This window comes from Streptomyces sp. NPDC102274, from assembly GCF_044766385.1.
GTDB lineage: Bacteria > Actinomycetota > Actinomycetes > Streptomycetales > Streptomycetaceae > Streptomyces.
Map to the genome: position 1 here is coordinate 99658 of NZ_JBIWLW010000008.1, position 22418 is coordinate 122075.

16 protein-coding genes are annotated in these 22418 nt (G+C 71.1%); 2 read left to right on the plus strand and 14 right to left on the minus strand.

All coding sequences use genetic code 11. The features are described 5' to 3' along the window. Positions 1-274 precede the first annotated feature (274 nt). Positions 275-1492 (plus strand): FAD-dependent monooxygenase, encoded by a 1218-nt coding sequence (locus tag ACIRQP_RS13530; protein WP_403888136.1) that lies wholly within the window; start codon positions 275-277, stop codon positions 1490-1492. 102 nt (positions 1493-1594) lie between these two features. Here ACIRQP_RS13530 and ACIRQP_RS13535 read toward each other — a convergent pair whose 3' ends face one another. The 8 genes from ACIRQP_RS13535 to ACIRQP_RS13570 all read right to left on the minus strand — a co-directional run bounded on the left by ACIRQP_RS13535 (position 1595) and on the right by ACIRQP_RS13570 (position 11029). Then, positions 1595-2323, minus strand: a complete 729-nt coding sequence (locus tag ACIRQP_RS13535) for an ABC transporter ATP-binding protein (RefSeq protein WP_403888138.1) — start codon at positions 2321-2323, stop codon at positions 1595-1597. 10 nt (positions 2324-2333) lie between these two features. Beyond that, on the minus strand, positions 2334-3242 hold the full coding sequence (locus tag ACIRQP_RS13540) for an ABC transporter ATP-binding protein (protein WP_403888141.1): 909 nt from the start codon (positions 3240-3242) through the stop codon (positions 2334-2336). Beyond that, positions 3239-5290 (minus strand): branched-chain amino acid ABC transporter permease, encoded by a 2052-nt coding sequence (locus tag ACIRQP_RS13545; RefSeq protein ID WP_403888586.1) that lies wholly within the window; start codon positions 5288-5290, stop codon positions 3239-3241. Before ACIRQP_RS13545 ends, ACIRQP_RS13540 begins: the two co-directional genes overlap by 4 nt. 1 nt (position 5291) lies before the next feature. Then, a complete protein-coding gene (locus ACIRQP_RS13550; RefSeq protein WP_403888143.1) occupies positions 5292-6494 on the minus strand; it encodes an ABC transporter substrate-binding protein in 1203 nt (400 codons plus the stop codon). A gap of 129 nt (positions 6495-6623) precedes the next feature. After that, a complete protein-coding gene (locus ACIRQP_RS13555) occupies positions 6624-7028 on the minus strand; it encodes a roadblock/LC7 domain-containing protein (protein ID WP_403888146.1) in 405 nt (134 codons plus the stop codon). After that, on the minus strand, positions 7025-9355 hold the full coding sequence (locus ACIRQP_RS13560) for a nitrate- and nitrite sensing domain-containing protein (protein ID WP_403888149.1): 2331 nt from the start codon (positions 9353-9355) through the stop codon (positions 7025-7027). Before ACIRQP_RS13560 ends, ACIRQP_RS13555 begins: the two co-directional genes overlap by 4 nt. A gap of 597 nt (positions 9356-9952) precedes the next feature. Then, a complete protein-coding gene (locus ACIRQP_RS13565; RefSeq protein ID WP_403888152.1) occupies positions 9953-10588 on the minus strand; it encodes an SRPBCC family protein in 636 nt (211 codons plus the stop codon). A gap of 78 nt (positions 10589-10666) precedes the next feature. Then, complete coding sequence (locus ACIRQP_RS13570) at positions 10667-11029, minus strand: hypothetical protein (protein ID WP_403888155.1); 363 nt, start codon at positions 11027-11029, stop codon at positions 10667-10669. 195 nt (positions 11030-11224) lie between these two features. Here ACIRQP_RS13570 and ACIRQP_RS13575 point away from each other — a divergent pair, with 195 nt between their 5' ends. Next, positions 11225-11878 (plus strand): TetR/AcrR family transcriptional regulator, encoded by a 654-nt coding sequence (locus tag ACIRQP_RS13575; RefSeq protein WP_403888158.1) that lies wholly within the window; start codon positions 11225-11227, stop codon positions 11876-11878. 39 nt (positions 11879-11917) lie between these two features. Here ACIRQP_RS13575 and ACIRQP_RS13580 read toward each other — a convergent pair whose 3' ends face one another. From ACIRQP_RS13580 to ACIRQP_RS13605, 6 genes are all read right to left on the minus strand, one after another. After that, positions 11918-13051, minus strand: a complete 1134-nt coding sequence (locus ACIRQP_RS13580) for a DNA alkylation repair protein (RefSeq protein ID WP_403888161.1) — start codon at positions 13049-13051, stop codon at positions 11918-11920. Positions 13052-13207: 156 nt separating this feature from the next. Next, the gene (locus ACIRQP_RS13585) at positions 13208-14257 is read right to left on the minus strand and encodes an alpha/beta hydrolase (protein WP_403888164.1); all 1050 of its coding nucleotides are present in this window, start codon (positions 14255-14257) and stop codon (positions 13208-13210) included. 69 nt (positions 14258-14326) lie between these two features. Next, complete coding sequence (locus ACIRQP_RS13590; protein WP_403888166.1) at positions 14327-15421, minus strand: beta-galactosidase small subunit; 1095 nt, start codon at positions 15419-15421, stop codon at positions 14327-14329. 133 nt (positions 15422-15554) lie between these two features. Beyond that, the gene (locus ACIRQP_RS13595; RefSeq protein ID WP_403888169.1) at positions 15555-18704 is read right to left on the minus strand and encodes an alpha-mannosidase; all 3150 of its coding nucleotides are present in this window, start codon (positions 18702-18704) and stop codon (positions 15555-15557) included. Next, the gene (locus ACIRQP_RS13600; RefSeq protein WP_403888171.1) at positions 18697-20805 is read right to left on the minus strand and encodes a DUF2264 domain-containing protein; all 2109 of its coding nucleotides are present in this window, start codon (positions 20803-20805) and stop codon (positions 18697-18699) included. Before ACIRQP_RS13600 ends, ACIRQP_RS13595 begins: the two co-directional genes overlap by 8 nt. Continuing rightward, positions 20805-22418 carry an extracellular solute-binding protein gene (locus ACIRQP_RS13605; protein WP_403888174.1) on the minus strand — a complete coding sequence of 538 codons (1614 nt, stop codon included), beginning with the start codon at positions 22416-22418 and terminating at the stop codon, positions 20805-20807. Before ACIRQP_RS13605 ends, ACIRQP_RS13600 begins: the two co-directional genes overlap by 1 nt.

Sequence of the window (22418 nt, forward strand, 5' to 3'; positions counted from 1 at the left end):
GTGTCCGGACACACCCCAGCTACTCCACGGTGCCGCGAACGCCGCGTTGTGCTCCGCGCCGAGTCGGTCGCGCTCCGGCGGTGCCGGGAGCCAACTGGTCATCCACTGTGGGAAGTTCACTGATAGTGCGCGCGTTCCTCGATAGGATTCCGCCGGATCCTGACCGTGGGCAACGGGACAACGAGCGCCAATTCAAGCGGATTTCCAGCCGGTCACGCCGGCGCGACAGCGGCCGGAACGGTGACCGGAACACCGAGTGAGTGGAGAGCCAGTCATGCGTGGAGGCAGCATCGCTGTGGTCGGCGGCAGCATAGCGGGGTGTGCCACGGCCGTGGCCGCGTCGCGCGGCGGAGCCGGGAAGATCACCGTCTTCGAGCGCGCCGACGCCCAACTCCGCGACAGGGGAGTGGGAATCGCCCTTCACAACGACCGGTACGACGAGTTGAGGCACGCGGGCTATGTGGCCTCCGAGATGCCTTGGGCGCCACTGACCCGGCGGGTGTGGAGCATGCGCGACGGCGAGGCGGACCACGGCCGGACCGTCGGCGAGCAGCCGTTTCCCTTCCGTGCCTACAACTGGGGCTCCCTATGGAGCGAGCTGCGCCGCCGGGTGCCCGAGGAGGTCTGCTACCGGTCCGGCGCGACGGTCACCGGCGTGGAGCCGGACGCTGACGGTGTGACGCTGCGTCTCGCGGACGGATACCAGGAGCACTTCGACGTCGTGATCGGGGCCGACGGGTACCGCTCCGTCGTCCGCGAGGCCATGTTCCCCGGGGCCGACGCGACATACGCCGGTTACATCGGCTGGCGCGGTACGTCGTCGGACGTGGCCGACCTCCCCTCGGACGGCCACGACGCGCACAACATCGTCTTCCCCGGCGGCCACTGCATGATCTATCGCATCCCGGACGGCGTCGGCGGGCACCGGCTCAACTGGGTTCTCTACACGACGCCCCCGCGGATCGACGGCCTCCACCCCGACCTGCTGACCCCGACCTCCCTGCCACCGGGCCGTCTGAACTCGGAGCTCACCGCGCACCTGCGGGCCCTGGTGGCCGACAACTTCCCGCCGTACTGGGCTCTCAGGGTGCTCCGTACGCGTCCTGAGACCACCTTCATCCAGCCCATCTACGACCTGGAGGTGCCGCACTACACCTCGGGACGGATGGCGCTCGTCGGCGACGCCGCCAGCGTCGCCCGGCCGCACATCGGCGGCGGCAGTGTGAAGGCGCTCCAGGACGCCACCGCTCTGGAGGCCGCCTGGGTGACCGGGGGCAGTTGGCAGGAGATCCTGGAGAGGTACGACGCCCGTCGCCGCGCCGTCGGGGCGGCCATGGTCGCGCTCGCCCGCAGGATGGGCGGCGCGCAGGTCGAGAACACACCGGACTGGTCCGCCATGGACCAACCCGAGTTCGACGCGTGGTGGCAGGACCAGAACGAAGGCTCCGACCGGCGCAGCGGCTTCGGCGGCCACAGCATCGAGGTCGAGTAGGCCCGGGGCGCGGGGAGGCCCGGGGTGCGAGTGGGCCCGGGGCGCGAGGAGGGCGGTGACCGCGTGCCGGTCACCGCCCTCACGGCTGGTATCGCTCGCGTCTCAATCCGCCGTCGGCGCGAGTTCGAGTGCGGTGTGCAGGGCGGTGGCATCGGTACGGGCGGCCGCGCCGTCCAGCCGCAGCGTCGTCCGCCCCGAGGTGAGGACCGTGAGCGTACTGGCGCACTCGGCCGCCTGGGCCGGGCTGGGGGAGACCAGCACTACGGCGATGCCCTCGTCCGCCAGCGTGGTCACCAGCTCGTGGACCTGCCGGACGAGTACCGGCGCGAGGCCCTCGGTCGGCTCGTCGAGCAGCAGCACGTTCGGCGAGCCGAGCAGCGCGCGGGCCAGCGCCAGCATCTGCTGTTCGCCGCCGGACAGATCCGCCCCCCGGTGGCCCCGGCGCTCGCCCAGCCGGGGCAGCAGTTCCAGGACGCGCGCCGGGGTCCACACGCTGGGACGCGTGGTGTCGTCACGGCGCGGCGGACGGTAGGACAGCCGCAGGTGTTCGGCGACGGTGAGCCCGGCGAACACGCGACGGCCCTGCGGTACGAGGCCGATCCCGGCGCGGGCGATCCGGTGTGCGGGCTGTCCCGTCACGTCCCGGCCGTCGAGCCGTACGGCACCTGCGCTGGGGCGTATCAGTCCGGCGACGGTGTGGACGAGAGTGGTCTTGCCCGCGCCGTTGTGGCCGACGACGGCGTGGACTGTGCCGGCGGGCACCGACAGGTCGAGATCGTGGAGGACGGTCCCGCCGTGGTAGCCCGCGGTCAGTCCGGTGAGTTCGAGCATCGGGGGTCGGTCATCCTCTCGCGTCGGCGGACGGGTCGTCGGCGGACGGGGCGGCTGTGGACGTGGCGGTGGTGGACGTGGCGACGGTGGACGCGCCGACGTTCTCGACGCCGGGGTCCGGGACGCCGTCCGCGGCCTTGTCCGCCGTCGTGCCGGTGTTGTGGTACGCGTCGCGGACCTCGGGGTGCGCGAGCGTCTCCTGGGTCGGACCGGTGACGAGCACCCGTCCGGCCGCCAACACCGTGACCGTCGAGGCGAGTTGGGCGACGACTTCGACATGGTGCTCGACCAGGATGATCGCGACGCTCTCCGGCAGCCCTCCGAGGACGCCGAGCAGCCGGCCGATCTCGCCGTCGGTCAGCCCGGCCGCCGGCTCGTCCAGGAGCAGCAGGCGCGGGTCGCCCGCCAACGCGGCGGCGAGGTCGAGCATGCGACGCTGTCCGTGGGAGAGCGTGGAGGCCGGCCGGTGGGCGATGTCCGCGAGGCCGACGGCCTCCAGATGGCGGCCCGCGGACTCGGTGTGCAGCCGGTGGCGGGACGGGCTGCGCCAGGCACCGCGGCGCTTCGGATGGTGCGGCCAGCCGGCCAGTACGACATTGTCCAGTACCGTCAACTCGGCTATCACGGACGGCTGTTGGAAGCTGCGGGCGATACCGAGACGGCTGCGCCTGGCGGTGGCCGTTCGGGTGATGTCCGCGCCGCCCAGGACGATGGTGCCCTGGTCGGGCCGGTCGGTACCCGCGATGAGGTTGAGCAGGGTGGTCTTGCCCGCGCCGTTGGGGCCGATGACGGCGTGCCGGGCTCCCGCGGGGAGCCGCAGGCTGACGTCGTCGACGGCGGTGAGACTGCCGTATCTGCGGGTGAGACGGGTGAGGTCCAGTACCGGGGGTGCCGATGCGGCGGTCGGTGTGGGCGTCATGAGGAGACCTTCCCGGCGGGGGGCGGGGTGTGCGCGGACGTCGACGCGGCCGAGGGCCGCTCGCCGGGAGTCGGCCCGCCGCGACCGGATCCGCCGCGCAGGCCGGCCGGACCGCGGGGCAGCAGGTACACGGCGGCGACGCACAGCGCGCCGAGCAGCAGCGGCCCGTGGCCGGGCCATGAACTGGCGACCCAGTCCCGGGTGATGACGATGAGCCCGGCGCCCATCAGCGCGCCGATCACGGACGTCGTACCGCCGATGACGGCCGCGAGCAGCGCGAACGCGGCGATCTCGAAGCCGACGTCGGCGGGGGAGAGGTACTGCTGGACGGTGACCATCAGCGAGCCGCCGACGCCGGCCAGCGCACCGGCGCAGATGTACGCCACCAGCAGGTAGCGCCCCACCGGGTGCCCCGAGGCGCGCATCCGCGCCTCGGCGCCCCGGGTACCGGTCAGCAGCTTCCCGGCAGGGGAGCGCAGCACGAGCAGGGTGACGGCGACGGCGAGGACGGCGACGACGAGCGCGTAGGTGTAGACGTCGCTCTCCTCGGACATCCCCTCCCCGCCCCACGGCGCCCGCGTGGACGGGAAGCCGACGAGACCGTCGGCGCCGCCGGTGACGGACGTGAACTGGTTGATGACCGCGCCGGTCAGCTCACCGATGGCGAGCGTGATCATCAGCACGGTGGTGCCACGGGCCCGGATCACGGCGGGCCCCGTCACGGCGGAGAAGACCGCGGTCGCGAGCGCCGAGAGGACGATCTGGACCGGGCCCATGGTCCACCCGGCCTCCGCGAGATTCGCGGTGGCGTACGCGCCGACGGCGAACGGCGCGGTCTGCCCGAGGGTGGGCAGTCCGGCGTAGCCTGTGAGGACGGTGACACTGACCGCGAGGAGGCCCAGAGCCAGGGCCGAACCGGCCAGCGAGATGCTGTACGGGTCGAGTATCCCCGGAAGCGCGATCAGCACCACGAGCAACACCGGCAACGGAGCCGCCCGCCGCCACGCGGCCCCGCGCGGAAGCCAGGTGATCTCCGTGAGCGCGGCCCTGCCCCTGCCCCTGCCGCGCGATGCCACCGCCCCGGCCGCCCCGCGCGGTCCCCGTCGCAGCCGCGCGGCGAGATGGCGGCGCAGCCGGGCCACCGGGTCCGCGGACGGGCCCTCCGGGTCCTCCGGGCGGTGCCCGGTCGCCGGTTCCGCGAAGCGGGACCGGAGCACCAGCACCGCCGCCATCGCGGCGAAGAGCAGGTACGGCGCGAGGTCCGGCGCCAACGAGACGCCCAGCGTCTGGACCTCACCCACGGCGATCGCCGCGAAGAAGGTCGCCCACAGCGAGCGCAGTCCACCGAGCACGACCACCACGAGCGACAGCATCAGTACGTTCTCGGACGTGCCGGGCCCGGGACCGATGATCGGCGCCCCGAGCACGCCCGCCGCACCGGCCAGCGCACCCGCCGCCGCGAGGACACCGGTGTGCACCGCCCGGGGGTTGTGGCCGGTGGCCGCCAGCATCTGCGGATCGTCGGAGGCGGCCCGTACCGTCGCACCCACGCGGGTCCGGGTCAGCACCCATGTGCCGAACGCGGCGAGCAGTACGGCCATCACGATGAAGCAGAGCCGGTACGCGGGATACCGGTGGCCCAGCAGTGTCACCGAGGAGTCGAGCGCCTCGGGGACGCGTACCGGAAGCTCGTCCGCCCCGAAGAGCTGGATGAGCAGATCACCGCCGACCAGGGCGAGCCCGAACGTCAGCAGCGCTTGAGCGAGATGCCCACGCCGGGCGAGCGGAACCGTCGCGGCGGACAGCCCGGCTCCGGCGACGCACGCCGCCGCCGTTCCGGCGGCCAGCCCGAGGGCGAGGCCGCCCCAGGTTCCGTCGCTCAGCTCGGCTCCCGTGTAGGCGCCGATGGCGTACAACGTGCCGTGCGAGAGGTTCAGCACGCCCGCGGTCCCGAAGGCGAGACTCAGGCCGGCGGCGACCACGAACAGCAGCAGCCCGTAGGCCACCCCGTCCACCGCGGGCATGAGGTGGGCATCGAGGAGTTCCACGTCAGCTGCCGAGCGTCGCCAGGTCCTGGACCATGACATTGGCCAGCTGGTTACCGTCCGGCCGCACCTGACGCAGATACCAGGCCTGCACCGGCGAGTGAGCCTTGTCGCCGAATTCCCAGGCGCCACGCGGGCTGTCGATCTGGCCCAGTCCCGCGATGGCCTTGTTGATGGTCTGCGGCGTCACGTCCCCGCCCTTGGCGGCATCGGCGATCGCCTGGTCCAGCACGGCAGCCGCGTCGTACGACGCCATCGCGTAGGTGGTGGGCTGTGTGTCGTGCTTGGCCGTCCAGTCGGCGGCGAACTTACGGTTGGCCGCGTTGTCGAGGTCGGCCGCGTAGTTCAGGACCGAGTAGATGTCCTTCGCCGCGTCGCCCTGCGCCTGGAGCACACTGCCCTCGGTGACGAAGGCCGTGTACAGCGGCAGATCGGCGATGTCGGACTGCGCGTACTGCTTGGCGAAGTCGATCGCGGCCTTGCCGGCGTAGAAGCAGTACACCGCTTTGGCGTCCGTCTTGGCGATCTCGCCGAAGTAGGGCAGGAAGTTGGTGGTCTTCGGAAACGGCGTCCAGGCGGTCTTGCCGTCGGGGTTGGCGAGTTCACCCCCCATGCGCTTGAACTCGTCGGTGAAACCACGCAGTTCGTCGTAGCCGCCCTGGTAGTCGGGGCCGATCGCGTAGACCGGCCCGTCGACCTTCTCCTTGACGTACGGGGCGATGGCCTTGCCCGGCTCGTCGGACAGGAAACTCGTCGTCCACACGTACTCGAGGTCCTTGATGGGCGGCCGGCCGTTCGACCCCAAGAAGGGGATCTTGGCCTGGTTGACCAGCGGCAGCACCGCGTTGACCGAGCCTCCGCCGACGAACCCCGTCAACGCGTCGACCTTGTCCTTCTTGACCAGCTTGGTGGCGGCGGGAACGGCGGTCGGCGGACCGTCGCCCTCGTCCGCGACGATGAGTTCGACCTCGCGTCCACCCAGCTTGTTGCCGTGGGTTTCCAGGTACAGCTCGAAGCCGGCGCGCAGTTCGGTGCCGACCGGCTTGTAGGTGCCGGACAGGGAGGCCACCAGGCCCACCTTCACGGTGTCGTCGCCGGCTCCGCTGTCGCCGCTGCACCCGGTGACGGCTGCCAGACCGAGGGCGAGGGCGGCAGCGCCGAGCGGCCGGAATCGGCGGCGGCGCGAAAGGGACACGTCGAGGAACATGGGGGCTCCCATCGGTAGGAACGGGCAAAACGGGCCGAGCGGCTGCCGAGTGGCCGCCGACTGGCTGTGGAGCGGGCTCGACCTGGGCGACGGCCGGGGTGGTGCGGTCGTACGGGAACGGCCGGGCGATCAGCCCGATAGTTCGGTGCTCGCCTCGCGGACCTGGGGAGACAGTGAGTCGCCGACCTGGTTGATCAGTTCGGACATCATGTAGCTGACCTCACCGATGTCCGCGTCCCTCGTGGTGGTCACCAGCAGTGAGGCGCCGCTGGAGACGGCCATCGAGAACATGTAGCCGCCCTCCATCGCCGTGAGGCTGTGCTCGACGGGATCGGTGTTCGTCAACTGGGCGGCGGCGGAGAGCAGGTTGACGACGCCGGAGGCGATGGCGGCCAGCCGGTCGGCGTCGTCACGATTCACACCGGTGTACGCCAGCACGAGTCCGTCCACGGACACGGCTATCGCCTGAGTGACTTCCGGGACGCGTCCGGCGAAACCGCTCAGGATCCAGCTCAGGTCGGCGGATGAGGTCATTTCTCGCTCCGTTCGGTGTCGTCATCGATGGTGGAACGCCGGCGCTGGTTGGTGCTCCTGTTGATCCCCTGGGCGTAGGCCGCCAGGACGTCGGAGACCTGCCGGGAGTCCCGGCGGCGGGGCGACGGCCTGGGCGTGGCGGCGCCGGAGCGCTGTTCGCCGCCGTCCCGTCTGCCCAAGGTGGCTCGCTGCTGCGGTGTGTTGCGCTGCCGTACGGGCAGTCCTGAGGAGCTCACTCCGGCGATACGGGAAGCCGGCTCGTCGCGCACGGTGGTGCCACCGGGCGGCGTGACCCGGTTGCGCGCGCCCTGGTTGGCGCCCTGCGTCGCGCCGCCGGGTTGTGTGATCGGACGAGGTGCTGTGTAGCGCACACCGATGCCACGGTTGTCGTTGGCACGGTTCGAACCGAGCGTGCCGCGCGGCGGCTCCGCGGACTTCCGGGGGGCCGGGGCCAGCACGCTCGCGGGCAGTGCGACCTCGGCGATGGTGCCGGGACCGGACGAGTCGCACAGTTCGACCGTGATGCCGTGACGCGCGGCGAGTCGCGCCACCACGTGCAGACCCATGGACCGTACGTCTCCGATGCCCGACCGCGGCTCGCGCAGCGCGGCGTTGCAGACGGCGCGGCGTTCCGCGGCGATGCCCACCCCCTCGTCGACGATCTGCACGACGGCCCGGTCCCACAGCCGCCATACGGCGACCCCGACCTGCTTGTCGGGGGGCGAGAACCGGGTCGCGTTGTCGAGGAGTTCCGCCAGGATGTGCGCCACGTCGTGCACGGCGCGGGCGGCGATACCGATTTCCGATTCGACGACGCCGAGCGACACGCGGTCGAAGCGCTCGATCTGCTGGGCCGCGGCCATGATGACGCTGGCGCAGTCGACGTCCTGCGAGCGCACCCGGGCCTGTCCGTAACCCCCCAGCACCAGCAGGCTGTTGGTGTTGCGCTCCATGCGGATCGCGAGGTGGTCGAGAGCGAAGAGGGTCTTCATCCGCGCGGGGTCGGACTCGTCGCGCTGCACCGTGTCCAACTCGGACACCATGACGCTGGTCAACTGCGCGCCCCTGCGGGCGACGCCGACCAGCGTGTCCGCGAACTGTTCGTAGATGTGGGCCTGTTGGGCGGCCAGCCGGACGGCTTCGTGGTGAACGGCGTTGAACGCCTCGCCGACCTCGCCGATCTCGTCCTCGCCCGTGGTCCTGACCGGGTTGCCGGTCTGCTGGGCGACCTGCTCGGGTGTCGCGCCGCTCAGCGCGCCGGGTCGGGACAGTTCGCTCATCACGGCGGGCAGCCCGGTGTGGGCGACTTCGTGCGCGGCGTTGCGCAGATCACTCAGCCGGCGGATCATCACGCGGCCCAGGCGGATGGCCACGACGACGGCGCCGACCAGGGTCAGCACCACCAGGGCGACCTCGGCCCCCGCGATCCAGAGGAGTGCGGTGCGCGTGTCGGAGACCGTCGAGAAGATGGATTCGTCGACGCGCTTCTCCACCGAACGCAGCAGCGTCAGACGGTCCTGGGAAGCCTTCTGCCACTCCTTCGGGGTGACCTCGATGTCCTTGCTCGTTCCCGTACGCCCGATCTCGTCTTCCAGCCGCCGGGCCTCCAGCGCCTTCGCGCCGGAGAGGGTGCGCTCCAGCCAGGTCCGCCATTGGCCGGGGCCGAGGTCGAACAGGACGCTGATCGACTCGGTGTAGCCCAGCCGGCCGGCGTCGAACGTCCGCTGCGAGGCGGTCGTGAAGCCGCCCGCGGCCTGCGCTCTCAACACCGTGACCTGCTGCTGGGCCGTGTACTCGGCTGCCTCGGACAAGGCGGCCGCAGCGCGGATCCGCTCCGCGATGTCGGCGTCGACACCGTCGGCCTGCGCGATGCCGTCGCGGTAGCCGTTGAGGTCGGCGATCACGATCCGGTAGCCGAAGGCGAGCGCGGAGATGGTGATGTCGCCCGTGCGTACCTGGGCACGCAGGGAGGGCATCTCCTCGATGAAGCGCTCGATACGGTTCAGCGCGCCCTGTGCGTTGTCGGGCACCTCGGACAGGCGCTCTGTCCGACCGCGGAACGTGGCGACACTCCTATCGGTCGCGTGGGAACGTTCCCGGAACGCCTCCGTATCTCCCTGTGCGGAGACCAACGCGGTTGCTGCCGCCCTCTCGCGCTGTAACTGGTGGGTCAACTCCCCGGCGCTGGAGGCGACTTCGACCATCGTGGCAAGCCGGTTGGCCTGCAGCGCCCGATTGGTCGCGGGTGCGAGGGCCAGAACCGAGAAGGCGACGGCCACGGTGAGAGGAGCGGTGACGAGCAGGGCGAGGCGACGATTGATTTTCACTGCGCGGCTCCATCGCCGGAACCGGTGCTGAGTATCGGTAACACGCTGATACCTGTTAACGGGTTGTGGCGGGGTGTCGGTGGGGGAACGCTGCTATGTCGGTGGGGGGTCTGGCACATCGTTGCCGACGGGGCGGAGGGGGCCCGGCGGCGCGGCTGATCCTAAGCCGTAGCGGGCGCCAACGGGCGCGTGCCGCGTGGGAAATCGCGCGCACTCGTCTGCGCGGGGAGGGTCCAACTCGGCTGCGGATGCCGGGAGATCAGTCTCTCCTCGGGTGAATCGGAATGACCGAATCAATCAAGCGCAACCATGCTTGCCCTGCGTAGCGGCTTTCCCACGGGGGTGGCCAACGGTCGGCGGAATGTCAACGAGGCTTCCGCGCAAGGATAGGTGACCGGCCATCAGGCGGTGTGAGCTTCGTTGCGGAAAGGTTAGATCCCATGGTCGACGACGGCCGCGACGAGCGGGCTCGGCGCGGATCCGGCTCCGGCTCGACGGCGGATCCGGTCCCGGCGGCAATTGCCAGTGTGTCATGCCGCTGTCCTCCTCGCGCACGGGCTGAGGAGGACGGCGGCGCGGATCCGGGTCCGGTGTGTGTCAGCGCGACTGGTGGTGGGCACTGGCCTCGGCGGCGGTCTTCAGCTCACCCAGCCATCCCTTGAGGCCATCGGCGAGGATCTTGGTCGCGGTGGGGACGTCCGCTTCGACCTGCTCTCCGGTGTGGGTCTCTTCGGTGCGTACGAGGACACCGCCCTTGACCTTGGTGAAGTTCCACACGTGGACGCCGTCGATGCGCAGTCCCTCGCCGATCGCGGGGCCGGTCCAGCGGATGCAGGAATTGCGCCTGAGCTGTTCGACGGTGGAGGTGATGTCCAGGCTGGTGGCGGGAGTCGCGGGATTGGGAGGTATCGGGGTCGTCCACCGGAACGCCGAACCCGCCCGGAACGGGCCGTGGTCGAGGCGTTCCACGGTCGTGACCGGGGTCTGCCAGGACGGCCAGCGCTCCACATCGGTCTGCAGCTTCCAAATGGTGCTCAGCGGCGCGTGGATCACGGTCTCGGTCGTGGAGCGGATGAGGGCCTTGGGATCGACGCCCTCTCCGCGGCAGGTGAGGGACTTGCCGGGGTGAGGGGTGGCGCCGGCGGGGGCGGCGGCGGTGCCGAGGACACCGGCGACGACGAGCGGGACGGTGAACAGGGCGGCGCGGACGTTGGTGCCGCGGATTCGGGACATGGCGTTCTCCTTGTCAGTTGCGGGCTGAGCGCGGCGTGTTGAGTGAGCGGGAGTGGGGCGGCGGTCCGGGCGGTGGTGTCACCGCGCGGGAAGGCGCCGGCGGGCTCGGTGGAGGGTCACGATGAGGGCGGCGGACGCGGCGACGATCAGCCCGGCGAACACGGGGTGCATGTCCTTGGACAGGCTCGGCGCCCCGTCGGGCCGGGTGAGCCATACGGTGAGCGGAATCGCGAACGTGACGGCGACGAGCGTGGCCGCCCGGCGCACCGCCCGGTCGGAGACCCGGCGGAGCGCACCGACCAGCGCGATCACGACGGGGATGCCCGAGATGAGGGCGAACTGACCGACAACCATGACGGGGACCGCCCAGGCGGAGACGGTCACCGACAGCGGAACGCGCCGTTCTGTGCGGGTGGGGTGTGAAGCGGCCGTGGTGGTCACGAAGTTCTCCTCATCCGGTGGTGCGCACAGGTGCGCGGTGTTGCGTGGCCGCGCCGCGCACTCCGCACTGGGATAGAAGCTCCTGCGTTCGTTAGAAGTTATAACGCAATGTGAAACGAGAGGTCAACAGGGTGCGTGATAGCCTCTAATTAAATCTTGAACTTATAGCCACAAGGATGGGGAAGGTGGCAGGCCATGGCGAAGACGGACACGAAGACCCCGCGCGAGCGCTATCGCACCCAGGTGCGTGCGGAGGTCAAGGAACGAGCCTGGGAGCAGATCGCCGCGGCGGGCGCGTCCGCGCTCTCCCTCAACGCGATCGCCAAGCGGATGGGTATGAGCGGACCCGCTCTCTACCGCTACTTCGCCGGCCGCGACGAGCTGATCACCGAACTCATCCGGGACGCGTACCGAAGTCTCGCCGACACCCTCGGTGCGGCCTCCGCCGCCGGCGCCGACCTGGTCGGACTGGCACACGCCCTGCGCGGCTGGGCCCTGGAGGACCCCCAGCGGTACTTCCTCATCTACGGCACCCCGGTCCCCGGCTACCACGCGCCCCAGGACATCACCGGCATCTCGAGCGAGATCATGGCAACCTTGCTCGACGCGTCCACGGCGCTCGCCCCGGACCTCCCCGCGACACCGTTCAGCGCCCATCTGGAAGACCACCGGGACTGGGCCGGCGGTCACCCCGCCCCGCCCGCGGCGCTCCATCTGGCCCTGAAATTCTGGACCCGGCTGCACGGCGTCCTGTCCCTGGAACTCGCCGGCCAGTTCACCGGAATGGGCTTCGATCCCGCCCTGCTCTTCGCGGCCGAACTGGACAGCCTGCCGGCACACCGGACTTGAGTCGTACGGCGGCCGGCGGGCTGGAGATCCGGGCTCTGTTCAGAGGTCGACGACGAACACGGCCTTGCCGGAGCGGCGTCCGTTGACCTGGATCTCCAGGGCGTGTTCGCCGGGGTAGTGCCGGCGCGTGGTGATGGGGCGGAAGGAGTGCCGGCGCTCCAGCGCGAGCCGTTCACCGGCGGCCAGGGTCCGTGTGGTCAGTTTGAAGACGCGGGGCGCCGTGGTGCCGTTGGCCTTGACGTAGTGGATGACGTAGTCGACGGCGAGCCGGACCGGCCGCGGTCCCTCGTTGGTGAGGTCCACACCGAAGGTCAGTTCGTCGTCCTGGGTGACCTTCGTGCTCCGCAGTCTGGGCCCGGTGACGATCAAGTCCTCGGAGGGCGGGGCGAATCCGAGCAGATAGAGTGCTGCCGGATCGGCCTGTTTGACGAGGGTACGCATCGCGTGTCTGGCCACCGCGGGCGTGGTGGTGGCAGCGGCGCGCTCCGACCAGCCGCGCGCTGTGGAGACCGCGAGGGCCGGGTCGAGCCGGGAGATGTCGTTGAGGTGGTTGGCCACGGACCGGCGGACCACTTCATCGGCATCGGTGTGGAGCGCGTCGAGGATCGGCACGGTCACGGAGGGCCGGTGGCGCAGTTCCGGTACCTGCTTCGCCCAGGGCAGCCGCGGTCTGGTGCCCTCGCTCGCCAGTCGCCGTACCGAGGGGTCGGCGGAGGCGGTCCAGGTGCCGACCGTCCGCAATGTTCTCCCGAGGTCCGCGTTGAGGAAGGTCCGCAGGGCGAATTCGCTGGTCAGCCGGGGTGTCAGGGAGGCGAGAAGAGCGAGGCCGTCCTCGAAGTCCCCGGGGCGGGCCGAGTCCACGGCCATCATCGCCACAGCCTCGGAGACCGGCCAGATCATCCAGCCGGAGAACCCGGGATCGGCCAGGGCGGTACGGAAGACGTCCGCGGCGGCGGGGTACGTACCGGGGAGGTCCTGGACGAGCGCGTCACGTACGGCGCGGGCCCGTTGGCTCAGGCCGAGCGGCCCGAGGGTCTCGGCGCTCGCCCGTACGGTGGACCAGCGTGCGGACCCACGCGTGGACCCGTGCGTGCCCGGCGCGGTGGTCGCGCCGAGCACGCGTGCCAGTTGTCGGATGGTGGCCGCGCTGATCAGTTCGTCGGCGGTGGGCATGTCGCTACGTCCTTCGTGTGTCGGCCCGGATCGGACCGGATCGCCCCGGAATGCACCGGAGAGGCCCGGATCCGGGGTCTTCCTCGCACTCGGACGCTACGACGGGATGAGGACAGCTTCTGTCCTCATCCGGCTCCTGGATCGGAACCGGAACACTCAGGTCGCGCCGATGGCCGCCGTGAGCATCGGGAGCGCACGTGTCAGGGCGCGTTCCCAGTAGGGCCAGGTGTGGGTGCCGGGGCCGTAGCGGTCGGCCGTGACGTTCAGACCGTGGGACCGCGCGCGGGCTATGTAGTCCCCGGCCATCAGATCGAGGGTCGCCTCCAGGCTGTCGGGCGTACGGTCCGGGGGGTCGAACGGGCCGGGCAGGCCGTTGCCGCTGCTGACGTATACGGGATAGCCGCGGGGCAGCCGGGAGATGAGCTCGTAGGCGTTGTGTTCTCGCCAGAGCCCCGCCTGCGCGGTGGGGTCGCCCCATAGATCGAGCGGGTTGAGGCCCTGTCCCTTGACGATGTTCTGGATGCCGGTCGTGAACCGTGTGGTGTTGACGAGTCCGCTGAAGGACGCGGCCGCGCGGAACAGCGACGGATACCGTGCGGCGTAGTACAGCGCGCCGTGGCCGCCCATGGACAGCCCGGCCACGGCGCGTCGGTCACCGGCCCGCACCTGCTGCTCCAGGATCTGGCGGACCTCGCTGATGTGGAAGGTCTCCCAGGCGGGCGCCCCGTACCGGCCCTGGTTCCACCAGTTGGCGTAGAAGCCCGCCGGTCCGCCCTCCGGGATGACGACCAGGGCCGGTGTCTGAGCCGTGATGGCGGGGGCGTTGCCCCAGCCGGTCGAGCCGGGGCTTCCGCAGCAGCCGTGCAGCAGGTACAGGACCGGCCAGCGGCGGGTGGGCGCGTCGTCGAAGCCGGGCGGTAGCAGCACCGTGACGTTGCCGGTGCGGCCCAGCGCGGGGGACTCGATCCGCAGGTTCAGGGTGCGCTCATCGATCCGCTCGGCCGCCAGAAGGCGCGGCCCGCGACGGAAGGAGGGCGGTGCGGCGGAGGGCGGTGTGGCGGAGGACGCGGATGCCACGGAGCCCGACGCGACGGCGCTCGCGCCGGCGACGGCCAGCGCGGCGACGGCACGCCGCCGGGTGAGGGGGAGCGAGGGGGTGAAGTCCCCTGCGGGACGGTCCGGTGGGGACAGGTCTGGTTGGGACATGATGTCTTCTCCGTCTCTCGTGTCTACCTGTGACGCTCGGGGCGGGGCAGTGGACATGTTCCGGTGTGGTCAGGGGGTCGCGCGCAGCACAACGGCGAACTCCATGGGGGCCGCCGTCAGCCGGTGGGCCGGCAGTGTGTCGGGGCCGCAGGAGGCGGACCCCAGGCCGTGCTGGGCGAGGTCGAGATGGACATGGACGCGGTCCCGGGCGACGAGTTCGTGCGGGTGCCGGGCGGTGTCGAGGTCCTGGCTGGTCCAGCGGCGCGCCGTGAACCCGAAATGCGGCCGGCCCTCGAAACGGATTCCGCCGGCCGCCCCGTCCGAGGGCGTCAGCTCGGCCCAACGCACCTCACTGCGATGGCCGTTCTCCTGCGGAAACGTGTACGGGAACTGGAGCGCGTCAACGGTGTGCTCCCAGCGGCCGACGCGTACCGCCGCACGGGAGTTGGGATACGACTCGCCGGGCCCGAGCCCGAACCAGCGGACCAGGCTCCAGGAGGCCGGTAGCGCCAGACGCACGCCGATGCGCGGCAGCGGCATGTCCTCGGGCCACGGGCCGTCGGGCGCCGCTGTCAGGCGCAGCCGCAGACCACCGGGCACGGCGCTCCAGTGGTACGTGGCGAGCAGCCCGAACTGCTCCGAGGCGGGGGCGAGCCGGCTGTGGACGGTGAGATCCGGACCGTCGGCGCACACCCGGTCGGTGCGATGGCGCATACGGTCCAGGCCGCGCTGACGCCAGGTGCGGGCGGCCTCGGAGCCGCGCAGTTCGGCCCCGGGCTCACGGTCGTTGTCGGTCATGGCCCGCCAGATGTCGAGCACGGGCCCCGCCAGCTCCGTACCGCCCAGCGAGCGGAGCCGGCCGGTGTGGACGTCGAAGGCCCCCTCACCGAACGCGAGTTGACCGGTGGGGAGTGTGCATGTGGAGAGCTGGTTCGCGGAGAGGTCGTCCGTGGAGAGGCGGTCAGTGGAGTGCTGATCTGTCGCCGATGGCCGCCGCCGGTGCCGGACCGCGGGCTCCGGCTCGTGGGGCGGGGCGCCTTCGAGTCGGAAGCGCCAGTCGCCGTCGAGGCTCAGGCGCGGGGCGGAGCTGGGGAAGGCGGCACGGGCGGGCAGCGTGCCGGGCGGTGGGGCCGGGTCGAGGTGCCGGGGTAGTGCGGGGGACATGACGGGCCCCTCCTCGGGCGGTCGGGCCGGTAGGTGATCTCGTCGGTACGGGATCGGGCCGGTGGGCGGGCGGACCTGGGCGATCGTGCCGGGCGTGAGCCGGTACGTACACGGGGCCGCCCGCCCCGCCGTGTCAGCTCTTCAGCCGTACCGTCAGGATCTGGAACGGGCGCAGCGAAAGGCTGATGTCATGACCGTCCCCCGCCACATCAAGCGCGGACTCGGGCTGTTCCAGCAGGTCTGTGAGGTGGGCCGCGCGCAGACCGCGGGCGCTGGTGAGCGTGGTGGTCGCGGCCCCGCCCCGGGACTCGTAGAGCCGTACGACGACATCGCCGGAGCGGTCGTCGGCGAGCTTGACCGCCTCCACGACCACGGCCGGGTCGGAGACCGTGACCAGGGGCGCGGCCGTGGCCGCACCCGGGCGTCGGCGCAGCGGCAGATGCAGCGCGTAGCCCCCGGCGACGGCCGCGCCGACATCGGCGCCCGCCTCCAGCGCGTAGGTGAAGGAGTGCCGGCCGCGGTCGGCCCGCGGGTCCGGGCTGTGCGGCGCGCGCAGCAGGCTGAGCCGCAGCGTGGTGGTGGTGCCGCCGTCCTCGCGGGTGTGACGGCGTACGTCGTGCCCGTACGTGGAGTCGTTGAGGACGGCCGCGCCGAATCCGTACTCACCGACATGCACCCATCGGTGGTTCCACACCTCGAAGCGGGCCGCGTCCCAGCTGGTGTTCTCGTGCGTGGGCCGCCGCACATGCCCGAACTGGATCTCCGCGCTCTCGTGCTCGGCGTGCACATTCAGCGGCCAGGCCGCCTTGAGCACGGCGTCGCGCTCCTGCCAGTCGATATCGGTGCGCACCACCAACCGTCGGCTTCCGGCGGTCAGTTGGAGATCCTGTGTGATCCGTGAATCGCCGAAGGTCCGTTCCACGCGGACACTCGCGAGCAGCGGACCCCGCTCGGTCAAGGTGACCGAGTCGGCCTCGTCGAGATCGCGCACCGTATTGCGGTAGTGGTGGTCGATGTTCCACGCGCTCCAGGCGTTGGGGTCGTCGTGGTGCAGCTGGAGCAGGTTGCCCGGCTGGTCCGGGGCGAGGGTCTCGCGCGCCGCGGCCAGGTCCCGTACGGACCGGACGAGCCCGGCGCCGTCGATGCGTACCCGCAGCAGACCGTTGTCGAGGACGAACCCCTCGCCCTCGCCGTCCGCCTCGGCGCTCACGGACGCGGGTGCCTCGTCGGCCGGGGTGCCCGCGCCCAGGGCGGGCGCGGTGACGGCGACCGCGTACCGTCCGTCGCTCAACGGCTGGGCGTCGCGCGGTGCCCGCACGCCGGTCGGCAGGACGAGCACCTCGTCGCGTGCGTGCGGGCCCGCGTTGAACACACTGTGCGGCTCGTCGGTGTCAGCGACCCCGGTGTCGGCGGTGCTCCCGTCGTCCCCGGCCGTTGTCAGCGCCGACAACGCGCCGTCGATGATCCGCTCAAGTCCCTCGTGGATACGGCCGTACGTCTCCTCCGCCTGCCGGTGCACCCATGCGATGGAGGACCCGGGCAGGATGTCGTGGAACTGATGCAGCAGCACCTGCTGCCACAACTCCTCCAACTCCTGGTACGGATACGCCGCCCCCGTGTGCACGGCGGCCGTCGCGGCCCACAGTTCCGCCTCGCGCAGCAGCTGCTCGGAGCGGCGGTTGCCCCGCTTGGTGCGGGCCTGGCTGGTGTACGTACCGCGGTGTGTCTCCAGATACAGCTCGCCGCGCCACACCGGCCGTCGCGGATACTCCGCGCCCGCCGCCTCGAAGAACTCCGTCGGGTGGGTGATCTCCACCTTCGGCGAGCCCTCCAGATCACGCATCCGGCGGGCCTTCTCCAGCATGCCGCGGGTGGGACCGCCGCCCCCGTCGCCGAAGCCGAACGGCGCGAGCGACCGGCTGGCCGCGCCCTTCTCGGCGAAATTCCGCTCGGCGTGGGCGAGTTCACGCCCCGTCAGCTCGGCGTTGTACGTATCGACGGGCGGGAAGTGGGTGAGGATACGGGTCCCGTCGATGCCCTCCCAGTCGAAGGTGTGATGGGGCAGCCGGTTGGTCGCGTTCCACGACAGCTTCTGCGTCAGGAACCAGCGCGCCCCGGCGAGCCGGGCCAGCTGCGGATACGCGGCGGTGTAGCCGAAGGAGTCGGGCAGCCACACCCCGTCCTGTTCGATACCGAACTCCGCCGCGAAGAACCGCCGCCCGTAGACGAGTTGACGCGCCAGCGCCTCCCCGCCGGGAAGATTGCCGTCGGCCTCCACCCACATGCCGCCGACCGGTACGAAGGTGCCGTCGCCCACCGCCTTCCTGATCCGCTCGAAGATCTCGGGGCGCTGCTCCTTCATCCACGCGTACTGCTGCGCCGAGGAGCAGGCGAAGACCAGCTCGGGGTACTCCTCGGCCAGGGTGGTGATGTTGGTGAAGGTACGGGCGCACTTGCGGACGGTCTCGCGCAGCGGCCACAGCCAGGCGGAGTCGATATGGGCGTGGCCGACGGCGCTGATGGTGTGCGCGGAGGCATGCGCGGGCCGGGCCAGCACATCGCGGAGCGCGGCGCGTCCGGCGGCGGCCGTGGCGGCGACGTCCCAGGGGTCGACGGCGTCGACGGCGCGTTCCAGGGCGCGCAGGATCTCATGACGGCGCGACGAGTCGGCCGGCAGCTCGCGCATCAGCTCGCCCAGTACCTCGATGTCGTGCAGGAGGTGCCACACGTCCTCCTCGCGGACGGCGATCCCGGCGGCCAGCAGCCGGTAGAGCGTGTCGGTGCCCGCGGTCTCCTTCGAGCCGTAGTGGGTACCGATGCCGCGGCTGCCACTGATCGGCGGGTTGGCGGCCAGCTCGATCAGCAGATCCACCGGCTCCCCGCCGCTCGCCGAACCGGCGAGCAGCACCGACCTGTTGTAGGGATGCAGGCCCTGGACCGGGGTGCCGGACGCGTCGTGCACAAAGCCCTCCGCCTGGCCGCCCGGTCCCCGCGTCAGATCGAAGTCCAGGTCGAAGACGGCCTCCACCCGGCGGCCCGCCCAGTCGGCGGGGATACGGGCACGGGCGCGCAGCCAGGTGGTCGCCCACGGACCGCCCCACCCCTCGCCCACGCTGAAGGGTTCGTACGCGGCGGTCAGTGCCTCGGCGACGGGTACGGGCTCTCCCGGCACGCGCCAGGCGGACAACTCCAGGGGCAGCGACGGGCCGTAGAGGGCGGGGGCCAGACGCTCGGCGGTGAACTTGGCGATCCGGTCCTCGGTGGATACGCGGTCGTCATGCATGGGGCGAGGATTCCTTCTCGGTGGACGGCTGTGCGGGAACGGGGGCGGGGGCGGGGGCGGGGGCGGGGAGCCGAACGCTGTCGAGTTGGCCATCGGGCCACAGGACGTCCGCCACGATGGCGTTCGCGTCCGTCGTCCCCGTCGCGTCCGTCGTATGAGTGGCGTCCGTGGTCCCGGTGGCGTCCGTGGTTCGGGAGCGGAGCCGGATCCGCGGTGTCAGGTCCTCGGACAGAGCGTCGCCGCCGAGGTGGACGGCCGCGGCGTACGGCCGTGCGAAGACCACTTCGCCGCGGGTGGAGAGTGTCGGTGTCGCGGACGCGGTGGTGAGGGCGTTGGTGTCGGTTCCGTGGTGTACGTCCGCCTCGTCGAAGCCGGACCGGGACTCGAAGCCGGACCCGGCCCCCGACGCGGTTCCGGCCCCCGACGCGGCACCGGAATCGGAGCCCGAGCCGGGGTTCTCGTCGAGAACGGGCAGCGGAACGAGGCCGCTGTGCAGGTCCGTACCGCCCTCGGCCACGGCCCATCCCCCCAGCCGCAGCCGCCAAGGACCGGGGTCGCCCCCGGGAGCCGGGTCCACGCGCACCAGCCGGACCTCCACGGCGCCGCGCAGCACGGACGCCACGGTGATCCACGGCCCGAGGCGGTACGCCGTGTCCGGGCCGCCGAAGCAGTCCCAGCGCTCGTCCTCCGGCCAGTGCGCGCGACTGCGTGACACAGCGACACGGCCCTCGACCGTGATGCGCTCCAGGGGCCGCCGGTGGCTGGCCCGTCCGTCCGCGTCGAGCAGCACGACCGACGAATCCACCGGCCCGCCGCGCGGATGAGACGGAGTCTCGGGCGCGGCGTGCGTCGAGAAGGCGATCCGCGCGTACAGCGGATCGTCGGAGTGCTGCCGGGACGGATCGGCGTGGTCGCCGCCGTGATTGACGACGCGCACCACACCGTCGGCGCGGGTTCCGGACACCAGCCAGCCGGGTGCGCGCAGGGTACGGTCGAAGTCTCCGGACTCGACGGGCAGCGGACTCTCGGCGGCGCTCCACACCGGATGGCTGTCCGGCAGCAGCAGGCCCGCGAACCCCTTGCTCGCCCAGTACGGAGACGCGGGCCCGGAGTACACCTGGAGGACGGGCCGGAACGGCCGGTGCCAGCCCAGTGTCAGCAGGCCCCGCTCGTCGATGGCGCCGTGACCGGTGAAGTGGTCCAGCATCCGGCCCGCCAGCCGGCGTGTCTGGCCGGGCGGCAGCGGCGTCGCGTCGAAGAGCGCGCCGGTCCACACCGGCGCGAGCGCGGCGAAGCGGTACGTCAGCGAGCGGCCCTGGATCAGCGGCGAACCGTCGCCGCCCACCAGGTGCCGGGCGTCGTCCAGGAAACGGCGCAGCCGGGATCGGTAGCGATCGAGGAGCCCGTCCGGCGCCCGGTCACCGAGGATGCGGCAGAACCAGAGCGGATAGAAGTGCATGGCCCAGCCGTTGTAGTGGTCGTAGTTGCGGTGTGCGCCGCCGGAGAGCCCGTCGGAGTACCAGCCGTCGCCCGTGTACCAGTCTTCGGTGAGCTCGATCGTCCGCGTCAGATCACCGGCCCGCCAGGCGCCGCCCGTGGTATGGGCGAAGGCCTCGGTGATGGCCTGGAACCAGATCCAGTTGTTCCCCGGCATCGTGTTTCCGACCATGTCGCCCAGCCAGTCCAGCAGTTGGCGCCGCGTAAGCTCCGGCAGGCGGTCCCAGATCCACGGCCTGGTCTCGTGCAGGGCGATGGCGACCGAAGCCGCCTCCACCTTGGCCTGGTTGGACTCGGCGAAGGTGGGCCAGCGTTCTTCGTTCGCCGGGTCGACGCCCGCCACGATCCCGGCCGCGTACCACTCGGCGAGCCCGTGCGGATCGTGCCCCCGCGCGCCGGCCAGCCGGAACGCGGCCAGCAGAAAGGTCCGGGCGAAGCCCTCCAGACCATCGCTCCAGGGGCCGTTGACACTGGCCGTACCGGGCAGTCCGATCAGCGCGTGATGCTCCGAGGCGTACGGGCGGACCGCCAGCAGGAGCCGGTCGGCGACTCGCTCCCAGTCCGCCCTGGTGAGCGGGGCCGTACGGGGTGTGGAATGCGGCATCAGTGGAGACTCTCCCAGTATTTCTCGTATTCGGCGCGCATCCGGTCGCCGCCCTCGCGGCGCCAGGTCCGTAGCGTGTCGTCCCACGACGAGAGCGGATCCCGTCCCTGCATGATGCCCTTGAGAGAGTCGTCGATCCGCTTCTGGAGGCCGCCGCTGGAGGTGACGTCCGTTTCGGAGTACAGACCCTCGGCCGCGTTCTTCACCAGGACGTCCACGGCGCGCTTCTGAAACGCGTGCTGTTGCGGGACGACCTCGGGACGCTCGGGGAAGTACAGCGACTGAGGGGCGTCGGTGACGAAGACCGTGGGCACGGTCGTGTCGACGGTCCCGGTCGGGGTCAGCAGGGGATCGGACCCTTTGATCGTATGGTCGACACCCTCGACTCCGTATTTGCGCAGCTTGTACGCGTCGGTGCCGAAGGGCGCCGCCAACGCGTCGCACAGGCACAGCAGTTGGCGTATGCGCGAGCGCGGCGCCTTCTTGAAGACGAGCGTGGCGAAGCTGGAGTCGCCGGCCCAGTGGGTGCCGGGCCCGCCGTCGAAGCCGGGCGCGAGCATCCCGTCGATCGCGAAGTCCTCGGTGTTCTGCGCGTACAGCCGGTAGAAGTCGTTCCAGCCGGTGTTGCCGTCGTAGTGCAGCGCGATCTGACCGCTGCCGAACCAGTCCTTGAACTTGCCGAGGACGCTGTAGGCGTCCGGATGCAGCAGCTGGTCACGGGTCAGCCGGCGTACGGAGTCCAGGGCCTGCTTGATCTCCTCGGTCTCCAGCCAGGAGGTGAAGCGCCCCTGCTCCTCGCGCCATTTGTTGGGGCCGCCCAGCATCTCCATCATGAAGTAGAGCGTGGTCATCGGGTCACCCAGCGCGTAGCGGCTCTTGCGCGGCTCGGACAGATCCAGACACAGCTGCCTGAACTCGTCGAAGCTGCCCGGGTTCGGATCGAGGGACTTCTCCTTGACCCGGTCGGCGCGGTAGTACATCACGGAGCCGGTGTTGGCGCGGGGCATCGGCAGTCCGTAGATGCCGCCGTTGTAGACCGTCCAACGCCAGGACTGCGAGGGGATGTTGGCGAGGTACGGATACTCGCGGATCGCCGAGCCCGACAGATGCTCGGACAGGTCCTGGAAGAGGGCGTTGAACATGGCGGGACGCTGGGTCGCGGAGGGCAGTACCGCCATGGCGTCGGGAAGATCACCGCCCGCGATGACCACGGAGAACTTGTTGGGATAGTCCACGACCGGCACGATCTCCATCGTGAGCTCGGTGCCCAGACTGTCGTTGAGCGCCCGCCAGTAGCTGTTGCGGTCGGGCGGGGGCGGCACGGGATTGAAGATCAGCGTCATGACCGAGAACCCCGGGCCCTTGGCCGGCGGCCCGTCCGGGAAGGCGCGGATAGGGCGCTCCGGGTAGTGCAGATAGCCGTTGAGTACGCCCTCGGCGGTGCCGGCCAGGGGCGCGGCGACGCCCCGGTACGGGATGTACTCGGGCAACCGGACCCGCGCGTTGTCGGCCAGCGGGAGCCGTGGCCCGCCGTCGCCGCATCCGGCGAGGGCCAGCCCGGCGGCGCCGAGCGAGCCGCGCAGCAGATGTCTGCGCGTGAGATACGTGCCCAT